At 45.7% G+C, this 14,063-nt stretch carries 12 protein-coding genes and 1 pseudogene; 3 read left to right on the top strand and 10 right to left on the bottom strand.

Features of this window, described 5'->3' with window-relative positions; genetic code table 11:
• From QUA04_RS03945 to QUA04_RS03930, 5 genes and pseudogenes are all read right to left on the bottom strand, one after another.
• Positions 1-870, bottom strand: an 870-nt coding sequence (locus QUA04_RS03945) for a leucine-rich repeat domain-containing protein (RefSeq protein ID WP_333253969.1), incomplete at its 3' end; no start/stop codon positions are given.
• A 56-nt stretch (positions 871-926) separates the two neighbouring features.
• The gene (locus QUA04_RS03940; RefSeq protein WP_445242286.1) at positions 927-1,973 is read right to left on the bottom strand and encodes a DUF6745 domain-containing protein; all 1,047 of its coding nucleotides are present in this window, start codon (positions 1,971-1,973) and stop codon (positions 927-929) included.
• 18 nt (positions 1,974-1,991) lie between these two features.
• Positions 1,992-2,339 (bottom strand): annotated as a pseudogene (locus QUA04_RS29875) (leucine-rich repeat domain-containing protein); the annotation flags it as partial.
• A gap of 284 nt (positions 2,340-2,623) precedes the next feature.
• Entirely contained in the window at positions 2,624-3,664 is a 1,041-nt protein-coding gene (locus QUA04_RS03935) for an ABC transporter permease (protein ID WP_333253965.1), read from the bottom strand.
• A gap of 221 nt (positions 3,665-3,885) precedes the next feature.
• Positions 3,886-4,398, bottom strand: a complete 513-nt coding sequence (locus QUA04_RS03930; protein WP_333253964.1) for an adenine phosphoribosyltransferase — start codon at positions 4,396-4,398, stop codon at positions 3,886-3,888.
• 237 nt (positions 4,399-4,635) lie between these two features.
• Here QUA04_RS03930 and QUA04_RS03925 point away from each other — a divergent pair, with 237 nt between their 5' ends.
• Positions 4,636-5,802: a pyridoxal phosphate-dependent aminotransferase gene (locus QUA04_RS03925; RefSeq protein ID WP_333253962.1), complete on the top strand. Its 1,167-nt coding sequence runs from the start codon at positions 4,636-4,638 to the stop codon at positions 5,800-5,802.
• A 190-nt stretch (positions 5,803-5,992) separates the two neighbouring features.
• Here the strand turns inward: QUA04_RS03925 and QUA04_RS03920 are convergent, their stop codons facing one another.
• Positions 5,993-6,766, bottom strand: coding sequence for an RNA polymerase sigma factor SigF (locus QUA04_RS03920; RefSeq protein ID WP_333253960.1), 774 nt, complete (start codon positions 6,764-6,766; stop codon positions 5,993-5,995).
• 462 nt (positions 6,767-7,228) lie between these two features.
• Positions 7,229-8,071 (bottom strand): photosystem II manganese-stabilizing polypeptide, encoded by an 843-nt coding sequence (locus tag QUA04_RS03915; RefSeq protein WP_333253957.1) that lies wholly within the window; start codon positions 8,069-8,071, stop codon positions 7,229-7,231.
• Between the two features lie 401 nt (positions 8,072-8,472).
• Between QUA04_RS03915 and QUA04_RS03910 the strand changes: the two genes are divergently transcribed.
• Entirely contained in the window at positions 8,473-8,835 is a 363-nt protein-coding gene (locus QUA04_RS03910) for a hypothetical protein (protein ID WP_333253954.1), read from the top strand.
• Between the two features lie 67 nt (positions 8,836-8,902).
• Here the strand turns inward: QUA04_RS03910 and QUA04_RS03905 are convergent, their stop codons facing one another.
• Together QUA04_RS03905 and QUA04_RS03900 are read right to left on the bottom strand one after the other, a co-directional pair.
• Entirely contained in the window at positions 8,903-10,609 is a 1,707-nt protein-coding gene (locus QUA04_RS03905) for a calcium-binding protein (RefSeq protein WP_333253952.1), read from the bottom strand.
• A gap of 966 nt (positions 10,610-11,575) precedes the next feature.
• Positions 11,576-11,746, bottom strand: coding sequence for a transposase (locus QUA04_RS03900; RefSeq protein WP_333253950.1), 171 nt, complete (start codon positions 11,744-11,746; stop codon positions 11,576-11,578).
• 710 nt (positions 11,747-12,456) lie between these two features.
• Here QUA04_RS03900 and QUA04_RS03895 point away from each other — a divergent pair.
• Complete coding sequence (locus QUA04_RS03895) at positions 12,457-12,789, top strand: hypothetical protein (protein WP_333253948.1); 333 nt, start codon at positions 12,457-12,459, stop codon at positions 12,787-12,789.
• Positions 12,790-12,904: 115 nt separating this feature from the next.
• Here the strand turns inward: QUA04_RS03895 and QUA04_RS03890 are convergent.
• Positions 12,905-13,959, bottom strand: a protein-coding gene (locus QUA04_RS03890; protein WP_333253946.1) for an IS630 family transposase whose coding sequence is annotated in 2 segments (ribosomal slippage) — positions 12,905-13,564 and positions 13,567-13,959 — 1,053 coding nt in all. Because the reading frame shifts where the segments join, the coding sequence is not laid out codon by codon here.
• Positions 13,960-14,063 lie beyond the last annotated feature (104 nt).

Genomic DNA, 14,063 nt, shown 5'->3' with positions numbered 1-14,063 from the left:
GAAGCTGATGTCGCTAATTTTATTCCTGCTGATATTTAGTGTGGTCAGATTGGTGAGAGAGTCGAGGAAGCTGAAGTCGGTAATTTGATTGTTATAGAGATCGAGTGTGGTCAGATTGGTGAGCGAACTGAGGGAGCTGATGTCGGTAATTTGATTGCTGCCGAGAGACAGTTCTGTCAGACTGGTGAGCCAGCCGAGGAAGCTGAAGTCGGTAATTTGATTGTTGTAGAAATTGAGTGTGGTCAGATTGGTGAGCGAGCCGATAAAGCTGATGTCGCTAATTGGATTGAAGCGGAGCGAGAGTGTGGTCAGATTGGTGAGCGAGCCGAGGAAGTTGAAGTCGGTAATTTGATTGTCGTCGAGATCCAGTGTGGTCAGATTCGTGAGCGAGCCGAGGAAGCTGATGTCGTTAATTTGATTCAAGCTGAGCGAGAGTGTGGTCAAATTGGTGAGCGAGCCGAGGAAGCTGATATCGGTAATTTTATTGCTGCCCAGATACAGTGTTGTCAGATTGGTGAGCGAGCCGAGGAAGCTGAAGTCGGTAATTTGATTGCTGCCCAGATACAGTGTTGTCAGATTGGTGAGCGAGCCGAGGAAGCTGATATCGGTAATTTGATTGCTGCCCAGATTCAGTGTTGTCAGATTGGTGAGCGAGCCGAGAGAGCTGATGTCGGTAATTTGATTGTAGTTGAGATCCAGTTCTGTCATGCTTGAAAGTATCTGCTCCGCTGCTTCAGGGTCATCAGTGCCAGCCTTTTTTAACAACACTTTAACTGTGTGCCTTGCCTTTTGTGAAAGACTGTCAATATGCCTGCACCTGTCCGCAAAGCTGCTAAAAGTCATGGGTTCGTTTGGTTGGTTTTCTGACATAAAACACTCCCAGAGGGACAATATTTGAGTGACCATTGACATCCGCCGCAACTCGATCAAGTCTGCACGGAAAATTCCTCTGGATCAATACCCCAATTTACCCAGCGAATTGCCTTCCTAGCAGATGTCAGGTGCGGCACTCTCAAAACGTGAATGAATCCCGTACTTGGACAAGTCATTTTTAACAAATAAATCTGCTCCCAATCCGAGGCTTTATCTATTTTTAATAGTGCATATTCCTGCCAAATATCTATTTGTGTGGCTGACAATTCTTGAATTATGCGCTCGTAACCAATTCCTTGAATTAACAATCGCCTGAACTCGGCATTGTCTTCTGTTAAAAGCCACTGGGATTGCCATTGGTTTGGGTGGAGTATGCCGTATTTTTTAGGCAATCTGACGCCGTGATAATAGTAAAAATTCCATCTATCCGCAAACTGAATGGCAGGTTCTCCTTCCGCGTGCAAGCGGTTTTGACTGTCAAAGCGAAGGTGGGGGCGATCGCACACCGCGCAAATCTTTTCAAAGGGAAATATCCAACCGCAATGCTCGAAAAGCAGCTTTTGCGAGCGAAGTATTTCTTGTGCCTTTTGGGAAATATTGACGCCTAATGAAGATATATACCATTGGGTCAAATAGATTTCTTTAAACAAACTCGTGGGGGTTTCAAAGAAGTTAAGGGATAACAAATTATTGTGGAAAACATTCCCCTTCGTTTGTTCCGATCGCACATAGTTTTCAGCCCATTCGTACATTAGCGAACTCAGTGTGCTGTCTGCTTCGGACTCGATCGTCATGCTATAGAGCTCATACTCCCACACGGCCGGACTTGCAAATTCTTCCACAGGGGACATCCATTTCCGGTCGAGATTTTTCCCCCATCTATTGCTGTATTCGTCTGAGCAGTTTTGTGAATGGTCGCGTTTGAGCCTGTTGAAGATTTGGAGATAAGCGTCGCGGGGACTGCTGCAAATAATAACGGAGGGTTCTTCTAAGCCAATAGCGGCATAGGCAACTTTGATGGCTTCTGTCGCTTGTTGAGCATCAATTGGCGTAGTCGAGAGAGTAAGACGTTTTTGTGCGAGTTCGCCTAACACGCACACAGCGGCAAATTGATTGTTGTGATTGAGTTCTGTCAGATTGGTGAGCTTACGCAAGGCGCTGATGTCGGTAATTTGATTGTCGCCCAGATCGAGTGTTGTCAGATTGGTGAGCTTACGCAAGGCGCTGATGTCGGTAATTGGATTGTGGTCCAGATCGAGTGTGGTCAGATTGGTGAGCGAGCCGAGGAAGCTGATGTCGGTAATTTGATTCCAGGTGAGATACAGTGTGGTCAGATTGGTGAGCGAGCCGAGGAAGCTGAAGTCGGTAATTTGATTGCCGCCGAGATCGAGTGTTGTCAGATTGGTGAGCGAACCGAGGGAGCTGATGTCGGTAATTCGATCGCTGTTGAGATCGAGTTTTGTCATGCTTGAAAGTATCTGCTCCGCTGCTTCAGGGTCATCAGTGCCAGCCTTTTTTAACAACACTTTAACTGTGTGCCTTGCCTCTTCTGAAAGACTGTCTATATGCCTGCACCAGTCCCCAAAACGGCTAAAAGTCATTGGCTCGTTTGGCTGTTTTTCTGACATAAAACACTTCGAGATGGGTAATGGGGCATGGGGCATGGGGCATGGATAATAGGAATAGTGTTGACTGTTGACTATTACAAATCGCCCTTGCGTAACTCACTCATATTACTGAATTAAGTCTTCTATTTCAAATCTTCCAGCTTAATCCGAGGATCGACAGCTTTGAGCAGCAAATCCGCCAACAAATTCCCCACAATCAACATCGTCGCACCCATCATCAAACTTGCCATTACTAAATACAAATCTTGATTAGTCACCGCCTCCAAAGTCAGCTTTCCCAAACCCGGCCAATTAAAGAAATATTCCGCAATAAACGCACCGCTCAACAAACTAGCAAACTCAAAACCCAATAGCGTAATCAACGGATTAACAGCATTCCGCAAAGCATGAATGTAAATTACTCGATCGTCCGGCAAACCTTTAGCCCGTGCTGTTCGGATATAATCTTGACGCAGCACGTCCAAAAATTGTCCGCGCATCAATCTTTGCAAACCCGCAAAACCAGTAAGGCTGAGGGCGACTGTTGGCAAAATTAAGTGCCAGCCGTAATCGAGGATTTGACCCCACCAAGGTAAGTCCGCGTGGTCGATACTTGTCATTCCTCCGATGGGAAACAGAGGCGAAGTATTCTGAGCAAAAAATAGCAGCAGCAACGCTGTGATAAAGCTGGGAAATCCTTGTCCCGTGTAGCTGACTACTTGCAGAACTCGATCGACTGTGCGGTTTTGATTGACGGCGGCGACAATTCCCAAAGGAATGGCGATCGCCCAAGTTACAATCAAAGAGGCGATCGCCATCAACAGCGTCGCCGGTACCCGTTCCCACAGCAGCGAAGCTACGGATCGCTGATACACAAAACTCGTGCCAAAATTCCCCCGCGTCACAATTTGTTGCAGCCACAGCCAATACTGCACAATAGCTGGTTTATCTAAGCCGAACTGCTGTTCGAGTTGCTTGAGAGTCTCCGGCGAAATCTTCGGATTTTGGCTCAAAGTATCCAAGTAATTTCCCGGTGCTAGCTCAATAATTGCAAAACAAAGAGCCGATGCCAAAAATAGCGTTAAAAGTGCCTGCAACAGTCGCTTAAAAACATAAGTAAATGTCTCGCTGCCAAACAGAGAATTCAACGCTCGCCAATTTCGATTTAACTTAATAGAAGTCATAGGATTTTAGATTTTAGATTTTAGGAAGAATTGTGAATGATATTAATTCCGGTTGCATCGGAATGATTTAACCACAGAGATCGCAGGGATCGCAGAGAAAGAGAAGAGAGAGATGAATAATTCCCATGCAAAGGTCAAGGATATTATTTGTCAGTAGTTTTTATTCAACTGTCAGCAGTCAACTGTCAACTGTCAACTGTCAACTGCCAACAGTTAACTAACTAATATTCAACTAGCGTGACGATCGGCACATCGGGCAATTTCTGCCTGCCGCCCAAAGCCTGCAATTCAATGATAAAAGCAAAACCGACAAGCTCGCAGCCAGCTTGCTCCAACAATTTAGCCGTCGCCGCCGCTGTTCCGCCAGTGGCGATTAAATCGTCCACAATCAGCACCCGGCTACCGGATGTCATCGCATCTCGGTGCATCTCCAGTCGATCGACACCGTATTCCAACTCGTACTCAGCAAAATGAACCGCACCAGGCAGTTTCCCCGGCTTGCGGACAGGAATAAAGCCTATTCCCATTTTATAAGCCAAAGGCGCGCCAAAGATGAAGCCCCGCGATTCCATGCCCACCACATAGTCAACAGACATTTCTGAGCATTTTTCGGCTAAGCTATCAATGGTGTAGCTGAGCCCTTGCGGGTCGCGCAGCAAAGTTGTAATGTCTCGAAACAGAATTCCCGGCTTTGGGAAATCAGGAATGTCGCGAATCAGAGATTTGAGATCCATAAGCTTGCAGATCCGGGTTGAAGGTAACGAGGCATCAAAAATGCTACAATAATAACGTCAAAATTTAAAAATTCCAAAATAAAAATTAAAACTAAGAGCTTCTTTAATTTTTATTCTTTAATTGCTTAATCCTTTACGTACTATGTAAACAAATGTCATAATTCCCTAACAACAGGGTTGAATATCAACATTTGTCACCCTATGATCTAAAGTCAAAAATCTAATATCTAAAATCCAATGATTAAGTTGGCAGCACGAGTGGGTGAGGTTTCTCCTTCCATAACCTTGGCGATCGCCGCTAAGGCTAAAGCCATGAAGGCCGAAGGGATTGATGTCTGTAGTTTGAGTACGGGAGAACCCGACTTTGATACCCCCGAACACGTTAAAGCAGCGGCAAAACAAGCTTTAGACGAGGGGAAGACTAAGTACGGCCCTGTGGCTGGGGAACCGCAGTTAAAAGCTGCGATCGCCCGCAAACTCCGCGATGACAACAATCTCAACTATCAACCGGAAAATATCATTGTCACCAACGGCGGCAAGCATTCCCTCTACAATCTGATGATGGCTCTGATCGAGCCTGGAGAGGAAGTCATTATCCCGGCTCCCTACTGGCTAAGCTACCCAGAAATGGTGAAACTCGCTAGCGGCAAGCCAGTAATTGTACGGACTGATGCTTCTACAGGATATAAAATTACACCGGAACAACTGAGTCGAGCGATTACTCCCAAAACCAAGTTATTTGTACTGAATTCGCCTTCTAACCCGACGGGAATGGTTTATACTTCGGCGGAACTCAAAGCATTGGCCGAGGTGATAGTCGATCGAGATATATTAGTCGTTGCTGACGAGATTTACGAAAAAATTATATATGACGACGCCCAACACGTCAGCATCGGTTCCCTGGGCAAAGAAATCTTCGATCGCACTCTCATCAGCAGCGGTTTTGCTAAAGCTTACTCGATGACAGGCTGGCGAGTCGGTTATTTGGCCGGGCCGAACGAATTAATTAAAGCCACCAGCACAATTCAAGGTCACAGTACCTCAAACGTGTGTACCTTTGCACAGTACGGCGCGATCGCAGCTTTGGAAAGCAGCCAAGAATCTGTCGAAAAAATGCGTCTAGCTTTTGCCGAAAGGCGTCAGGTAATATTTGAATTACTCGATGCTGTCCCCGGAATTAGCTGCATCAAACCAGACGGTGCTTTCTATATGTTTGTCAACATCAGCAAGACTGGAATGAATTCTCTGGAATTTTGCGACGCTTTCTTAGAACAGCAGCAAGTAGCAGTTATTCCGGGGATTGCTTTTGGTGCAGACGACCATATTCGCTTGTCTTATGCCACCGATTTAGGCACAATTAAAAAAGCCGTAGAAAGGCTGGATAAATTTGTTCGCAGCCTCTAAAAATTAGTTAGTAGTCAGTGGTTATTTGTTATTTGTTATCGGTAGTAGCTTACTGGTGACTGGTGACTGCTGACTGCTGACTAATTACTAATGACTAATAACTAAGCTGTTTAGCATTTAAACTGCGTATTTCAGAGGCTGAAACTCTTTACTGGCTTAGATGACCTCTGAGATTTAAATGGTGAACAGCTTAAAGCTGTTTAGTCATAATCTCTTTGAGCAAATCCAGCCCCTTCTTAACTCGCCGAGAAACAGTCACCGCACTGATACCCAAACGTTCAGCGGTTTCCTTCTGCGTCAAATCGTAGAGAAAAACAAACTCCAATATCTCGCGAGTCCGTTGTTCCAACATAGCCAAAGCTTGCTGTACCCGAATTTGATCCTCTTGCGCCAACTGAAAACTCCGATACTTAGTATCGGGCACCAATTCTCCTAGACAAGTAGCCCCCTCATCTTCATCTTGCATCGGCGCGTCCAAGCTCAGAGGCGATCGGTTGAGATGGGCTAATTTAATTTCTTGCCATTCTTCTAAAGAAACCTCAAGGACTGCTGCTACTTCCGCATCCGTAGGTTTGCGGTTTAACTGCACCTGCAAATCCTTGATCGCTGCTACTGATTTGCGTTCCAGGGACTGCCAGTGGCGGGGAAATCGCACAGAAGGGCTTTTGTCCCGCAAGTAGTGTTGAATTTCGCCCCGAATGTAGGGAATTGCAAAGGAACTAAAAGCGTGTCCCTTGGCGATATCAAACCGTTCGATCGCCCTGATCAACCCAATACATCCGACTTGCAGCAAATCGTCGTAGCTTTCACCGCACTGGTTGATCCAGTGGTAAACTTCTTTTCTGACCAGTCCAATATTCAGTTTAACTAACTGATTGCGGGTTTCATTCGATCCAGAAAGTTGGTACTCGCGCAACAATTGCAAATTTTCGCTTTTTAGCTCGTTCGGCACTGTGGTAGACATGGTGACATAGGGGTAGGTAGAGCAGAGGACTGAGGTTGCTTTAGATCTAGCTTCTAATCTAGTCTAAAACTATTCACTTTTAGGTAGTGTAATCCTAGCACTTAATAGGTGTGATAGCGGACACACCAGTTGAGTTTTCTGAACGTGAACGGATTTAGCGGGATTATCCGAAGGTTTTCGGCATAAGGCAGACTTTTACCAGGTAGAAGGACTTCGACCCAATCCCCAATTTAACCAGGTTTTTTAAAAAATATATTATAAGCTGAAAGCGCTTTGAATACAATACTTTAATTAATTAAAAATCCCAACTTCATAACTTGCGAATGACCATAATTTAATCATAAATTTAGTCATTAGTCAACAGTCCTAAGTTATATTGCTCAAGACTGTTGGCTAATGAAGGGCGAGCAGGAGCTTTACGGCCAGAAACTGCTCAAGTTTGATCGATCCTGAAAGCCAATTTTACGATACAGAAGGCTCAATGCGAGCGTAAAACAAACCCCGAATTTTCACGTCCAGAGCCGGTCTAGCTCCCAAATCAGTATCCGAAGGCTGCGTACTTTCAAAAATCCCGCCAACTTCGCCAGTGGCGCTGTTGACTTTAGCAACTTGGAGAGAAATTTTGCCCGCCTTGGTGCGGGTGTCAGCCACCTTAACATTAGCCCGCACACGTTTGGAATTGTCAGTAGCCGGAAGCGCTACAGCATTGTCATAGCCAGTCGCTACCCCGCGACCTTTAGGGTCTAAAAAGCCTGCGCTGCGGTAAGAAGGAACGTTAAACTCCCCTCTCAAATCGGTGGAAGTATTGATAGCAACAACTCCGGGATCGGAACTGGCAACTAATTCTTTAATGGTAAACAAGAAAGGTACTTGCTCTCCGCCCGGTAATTGAATCGTAATAGCTTGAAAATCCAAGCCGTCTTCTTCTGTGAAAGTTAGAGTGCCGTCAGTACCGACCTTGAGCGTACCTTGAACTTGGTCAATGCTCGACGTGAACCGGGTCAGCAATTTACCAGGCACAAATTCCGCTTCTTGGCGTTTGTTTGCTGGTTCTTCCTTGACAAAATAAGTTGTGGGCTGCAAACACAAACCAGTGAGTTTATAGGTGCCGCCCGCTTCGATAGGGATCGATCCCCGAGAAGTTTCTGCCAAGCTAGGGCAGTTATTAGCCAAGCCAGTACCTCTAATCTCGTCGTACGTGAGCAACTCAGTAGTCGCCACCGTCGTGTCAGGAGCAGAAGAACAAGCAACCAGCGCACTCATGCAAAATGCTAAAAGTGCAACAATTAAAGCACGATATTTCATTGCAAACCTCAATATCCAACATCGGATTATATTAAGAAAAAGCCCTACTTCGAGCAAAATATAATTGCCCGCCGGCAGGCTAGGCCAGCGCTTAGGGCAGCATTTAGATCCAGATCGCTCGCTTCACCGACACCGGCATTGACTCAAAAAATCAAGCTAGTGCGCCGTGAAAATAAGCATGAACTTATGATTTCTCAATCAGGTTCCGATCGCAGCCCAATACACATGGTACGACGGGTTGTGCTCTTTTCCTGACTTGGACTGCAAATTAATATTGCTTAAGTCAACCTACTTAAGTTACTTTGCTTATGACCCCGAATGGCGATCGCGACTAGCTCGATTAGTCGGTTGACCAAAAGGCTGGGGACAAAGGCCTTGTAGATTTCAAAGGAAGCAGCGGTATGGACAACGGCAAAGATTTAGAGTCAGAAAAGTTGCAGTCTCAAATGCACTCGCTGACAGAGGCGATTCGGACTTTAGCCGAAAGTTGTCAGGGAGACAGTCTGCTGCTTTTGGCCCTGCTGCGGACGCTGGAAGCTTCGCACCGGGAAATTCGGGACGGTTTGTTTCAAGCGTCTTTTCCCGACAACCGCCAAGCACTTTACAAACTGCTCAGGAATATTGAAGCCCATGGCGGCTGGCCTTACATCCACCGCATGAAACTTCGATCGCTCTTGGGGTACAGCCAACAATTATCTCCCCTAGAAGATTCTCCAGCCGAGTCGCCACCAGACTCGGCCGAAACTCCCCAAGACGTTAAATAGTTTTGAGTTATGAGTTTAGTGAGTTTTACATTAACTCATAACTCATCACTGAGCTGCGCGATCGCACCTAGAACCCGTAACGTGTAGGAGGTAAGATCGGGTCCGCCACCGTCGGGAATATCGGCGTCGGCCCGGGCATTGGCAATAATAGTCCGGGAGTCGGAGTCGGGGCGATCGACTTAATGCTCAGCAGAGGCGAATCGGGCACGCTAACTGTCGGCGGAGTCGGAATCCTCGAAGCAGTCGGCGTCGGAGTCGGGGTCGGTGCTGCTGTGGGAGTCGGAGTTGGAGTTGGAGTCGGAGTCGGCGTCGGTGCTGCTGTGGGAGTCGGCGTGGGAGTCGGCGTCGGTGCTGCTGTGGGAGTCGGCGTGGGAGTCGGAGTCGGTGCTGCTGTGGGAGTTGGAGTCGGAGTCGGAGTTGGAGTTGGAGTCGGAGTCGGAGTCGGAGTCGGAGTCGGAGTTGGAGTCGGAGTCGGAGTTGGAGTCGGAGTTGGAGTCGGAGTTGGAGTCGGAGTCGGAGTCGGAGTCGGAGTCGGAGTCGGAGTCGGAGTTGGAGTCGGAGTCGGAGTTGGATCTGTAATTGTGCTTGTAACTGTAGTTGTAGTTGTAGTGGTAATGGTGGTTGGCCTGGGAGTAACCGTCCCAGTCACAGCGATAAAATCATTCGCCTCGATCAGCCCCGCCGGAGTGTCGGTCAAAATTGCTAAAAGCTTGCCGTCGAGCGTCGTAATTACTGTATCCCTGACATTTGCACCGTTACCTTGCCGAACTTGCAGTTGAGCGAAAGATAAATTGCTCGGCAGTCCAAGGAAATCCTCTGCGTCATTGTAATCAGTAATTAAAACCAAACTGCCAGGCCCGGCTCCCAATCCAAAGACATCGCTGCCGCTGCCCCCAGTCAGAGTATCCGAACCCTCACCTCCGATTAAAGAATCATTACCCTCTGCCCCAAATAAATTGTCATTGCCGAAACCGCCCAAAATTGTATCGTCGCCGATACCTCCAGCCAAGGAGTCATCGCCCAAACCGCCGTCGATACCATCATTACCTTTGCCACCAAACAGGAAGTCATTGCCTTCATCTCCCAGTACCGAGTCGTCGCCTTCATCGCCGCGAAGGGTATCCGAACCGCTGCCACCAAAAACGGTATCGTCAGCCTTGCCGCCGAATATCTGGTCATTACCAGCGTCTCCGAAAAGCGAATCGTTGTCGGCATTGCCGTACAAAGTGTCGTCGCCGTCGCCGCCGGTCAAATAATCGTTGCCCTCACTGCCCAACATTTGATCGCTGCCACTACCGCCGTTGAGAGAATCGTTCCCCGCATTCCCGTAGAGAAAGTCATCATCAGCATTGCCGAACACGGAATCGTCGCCGTCACCCCCTGTGAGGGTGTCGTTGCCAGTACCGCCGGCAATGATGTCATTGCCTGCGTTGCCAAAAACTAAGTCGTCCCCGGCGTCTCCCAACAGGCTGTCTATCCCGTCGTTGCCTTCGAGGATGTCGTTGCCCAAACCGCCACGAATCGAGTCGTCGCCGTTCCCGCCGGAAGCAAAATCGCGGCCTTGGTTGCCAATTAGTTCGTCATTTCCTTCACCCCCAAACAGCGAATCTGCTCCGTCCCCTCCAAGAAGCTGGTCGTTGCCGCCGTCGCCCTCTAGGGTGTCATCTCCTCCCGCACCCAGGAGCGTGTCATCGCCATCTAAGCCGCGAGTTCGATCGCTCAGCGGAGTTCCTAGAATAAAGTCGTTGCTGTCTGTGCCGATCAGGTTTGCCATACGGGATACACCGGTCCTCAATAAAATAAATTGTTTGAAATTATGTTAATCGCCTTCGTGACAAGGGATTGCTGCTTGCCTAGGTTAGCATAATTGAGATTTTTCCAATCTGGCGCAGGGGCGCTGGAAGTTTTGTCCCTGTCCGCAGTTGCGATCGGGGCTGGTATAATGCTCGATCGGCAATCTAATTTAGTTATTAGGGATTTTTTCAAATAAAAATTAGTCGATCGGACTCAAGGAACTTAAACTCGACAAACGAAATGGTGAAGAAGGAAAAACGAATAACCTTTTTCCTTCTTGATACTCTTCAAACTTTTACTTCAGATACCACTTTTAAAAAACAATGCAACTGTATGCCCGTATTCCCAACCAGTAGGTCATTTGTCCTTCCTGGGGGGGTGACAAAGAGGTTTAGGAGATAGACCGAATAAGGGTTGCAGCCCGTATACCCTGTAGATAAAAGTGATGCTTATTTCGAGTTAACTTGCGTTTACTCGCTTAATTTCTAAGGAATGCTGAGCGAGATAATCAACCCACTGCTCTCCATCGAAACCAACGCCCAATGTACTCCGTATTCGGTATATTTTTCTCGCTTGGGAGCTGCGCTATACATATTTTTGTACCTGATTTTTCTGAATTTCATTCCCTTGAAAGATGGCACAAGTATAGGCGAGCGCCATTAACAGAATCATATTAATCAGTCGCTCTCCTCTTAGACCACTTTCTTCTAGATTATAACCTCCACTCTTGCAATCGCGGAACATTTATTCAATTCCCATTCGCTGTTTATAAGCGGATATTGCTACTGGCAATGAACCCAAATCCGTGAGAATAAACCAGGCGCCTTTTACTTTTAATCCTCGATAGTTGCGTTTCTATTTACAGGCGATATCAAATCCTGCTACAGGCCCGTGTTTTTCTGACCCTCACTCCTTGAAAGTACAACGAAGTTCGGCTCTTCCGTACTTATTGTGCTAAATTTTTAGGAAAATGCCAAAAAAGTAATGCCCGTAGTTCAAAATATATCAAATTACTCAATCCAAAACCACACCTTTTTAATAGCTTTAATTTAGTATTAATTCCCTCTACTATCCCATTAGTTGTTCTTTCTTTAAAATACCCCCCAATCTCTCCCAATCATCTTTTGTTTGATTGTTTTTACACTATTTTTTATAGTAGGTTGTGCCTTTTTTAACCAATGCGTTAATTCTAATATCTCGTCAGCCAAACTATTATTTTTTTCACCCAAGTAGGAAAGTATTCTTTTAAAATGTGCATTTTTCCTACTACCGAGGAAGCATCTTTTACTTGTTTTAAGTTTAATTATTCTTGGATAGACAAGTCATTCTCGGATTTCAACAATGTATATTTGCTTCCTTTTAATATCTCCAATAATTTGGCTCTTTATTTGGGTTTTAGCGATGAGGCTGCCTTTTTTTGCTGGATTCTCGCCTGATTTAATTCCAGGGCTATTTCATTCTAAATAATTCCTTGAGTGTGTTAAGACCAAAGCCAGCAAGTCGTTGAGCTTGAGCCATATTCTGAAATCCATACTTTCGATATAAATTAAGTGCAAAATTACGCGCCGTTGCCCAGATTTGCACGCTTTGGGTTAGTTCTAATGCGTGAAGCATCTTCTACGCCGGGTCACATCCCTTACATAATGCACTTTATTCTCTACTCCCCAATAACCACGAATTCTTTTCCAAAAGCTTCTGCTGTCTCAACAAATGAAGCTATATAATAGCGGGTTTCTGTGGCATGCTCGATGATGTTGGCCAAGGGTATTTCATTCTTGATAGAAGGATGATACGCTGAAGCTATATTCCTTCAAATTGTTTTGAGTAATGACCCAAATTGCAATTGTTGAAGCCTTCTCTGACTTGATTGATACTCGTTGCGGCACTGGAAAGCGCTATCAGCAGGCACTCTGTCTTGCTATGTTCACCGCGTTGCAGTTGCTGCCGAGAACAAAGGTTTTCTCGCAATTGGGGATTGGCGAGGGAGCGCACAAAGCCGAATTAGTAAAACTTTTTCAACCACCAAAGGGACGAATTCCTTCTTATAGTACGATTCGACGCACCAAGAATGCGGACAGAGTATCAGAGTTATTCAGCCTGCTTATCCCGTTTTTTTGGTGTTCAACCATTGCCAAGAGAAACAATCGCTATGGACGGTAAAGTAGTAAGAGGTTCATAGGAGGCAATCAGCGATGATCCCGCGTGTGGATTCACATCCAGCTATTATGCTGGTTAAGTAGGGAGGTGGGAAAATTTATACTTATGTAACGAAACATTAAGTACCCGCATTGGAGTTAAATTTAACACGTTGTGTAGGGTAGTTTCCTCTTTCTCCTCTAACTTCTACTCCCTGAATTACGGCGTAGGCGAGATCTAATTCATCCTCAAACATTTGTCCTGCTAATTCATCTTTTTTAATGTGTTGCCACTCTAATTCGATTGGATTCATTTCAGAACAATACTTGGGTAAGAAAAAGATATATAAACCCTGATTTTCCCACTTTGACCATAACTGTTGAACTTCCTGACACCGATGTATGGGACCGTTGTCTTGTACGATTACTCTTGGTCGTCCAATCAGGGCAGCTTGTTGGGCTTCTTGCTCCATCATTTTGATATAAGCTTTTCGATCGACACCCCCAATTACCAAACCGTAAACAAAGCTTACTTCCTGTTGAAGAAGCCCTACAATACTTAATCTACGACCACGCCTTTTCGTTTGTTCTAGCCGTTTTTGCTCACCTCGTTGGTAATAAGTATAACCAGGTTCACTCCAAGCACAAAACCCTGATTCATCTAAATATTTTAAGTCGATTTCTCCCGCCGCCGCTGCCCATTCCAACATATCTAGGTCAGCTTGCTTAATTTTTCGTACTACGGCTTCTTGTTTTCCTTTGTGACTCTTCCTGGCTCGTTTCCAAATAAACCCTTTTTTTTTAGTATCCGTCTTAATCGATCGGGACTTAGTTTAATAGAACGCTCTTTTTCTAATTTCTGGGCTAGTTGAAGACTGTTGTATGTACGTGGTTCTTTTTTAAGGCATTCTGCTAAAAATTCTATGTCTTCTTCTTTCCACTTCGGTTTTCCCCCTCTACCTGGTAATTCCCAAAGCCCTTCCATACCTAGATGCAGCCATTTATGTAAAACCTCTCTCACTGTTTGTGGAGTCCAATTAAAATGAGTCGCTATTTTTTCAACGTACCAGCCATGTGCATTTAATCTAATTACTTCTGCTCGATCTTTTACTTGTTGTGGTACATCCGCAGTTCTCAGTTCTAATAGGGTTTTGTTTTGCTTTTGAGTGAGAAATACCCTTAATCTAGCGCCCATATATTGAGTTACCTTAGTAGATCTATTGGTTCTCCAGAACTTACGGTGATATTTTTATCTAATTAGAGAAGCAAGCTAATACCCGTTCTCGAAAATTATCAAAG

The organism is Microcoleus sp. S13_C5 (assembly GCF_036700845.1).
GTDB lineage: Bacteria > Cyanobacteriota > Cyanobacteriia > Cyanobacteriales > Microcoleaceae > Microcoleus.
The sequence above is the reverse complement of the archived record's forward strand: the minus strand, read 5'-3'. Positions and strand labels throughout refer to the sequence as shown.

Bases quoted from the DNA above. Each gene is read 5' to 3' on its own strand.
- QUA04_RS03925 (WP_333253962.1), top strand. From the start codon at position 4,636: ATGATTAAGTTGGCAGCACGAGTGGGTGAGGTTTCTCCTTCCATAACC.
- QUA04_RS03920 (WP_333253960.1), bottom strand. From the start codon at position 6,766: ATGTCTACCACAGTGCCGAACGAGCTAAAAAGCGAAAATTTGCAATTG.
- QUA04_RS03905 (WP_333253952.1), bottom strand. From the start codon at position 10,609: ATGGCAAACCTGATCGGCACAGACAGCAACGACTTTATTCTAGGAACT.
- QUA04_RS03895 (WP_333253948.1), top strand. From the start codon at position 12,457: ATGACCCAAATTGCAATTGTTGAAGCCTTCTCTGACTTGATTGATACT.
- QUA04_RS03910 (WP_333253954.1), top strand. From the start codon at position 8,473: ATGGACAACGGCAAAGATTTAGAGTCAGAAAAGTTGCAGTCTCAAATG.
- QUA04_RS03930 (WP_333253964.1), bottom strand. From the start codon at position 4,398: ATGGATCTCAAATCTCTGATTCGCGACATTCCTGATTTCCCAAAGCCG.
- QUA04_RS03935 (WP_333253965.1), bottom strand. From the start codon at position 3,664: ATGACTTCTATTAAGTTAAATCGAAATTGGCGAGCGTTGAATTCTCTG.
- QUA04_RS03915 (WP_333253957.1), bottom strand. From the start codon at position 8,071: ATGAAATATCGTGCTTTAATTGTTGCACTTTTAGCATTTTGCATGAGT.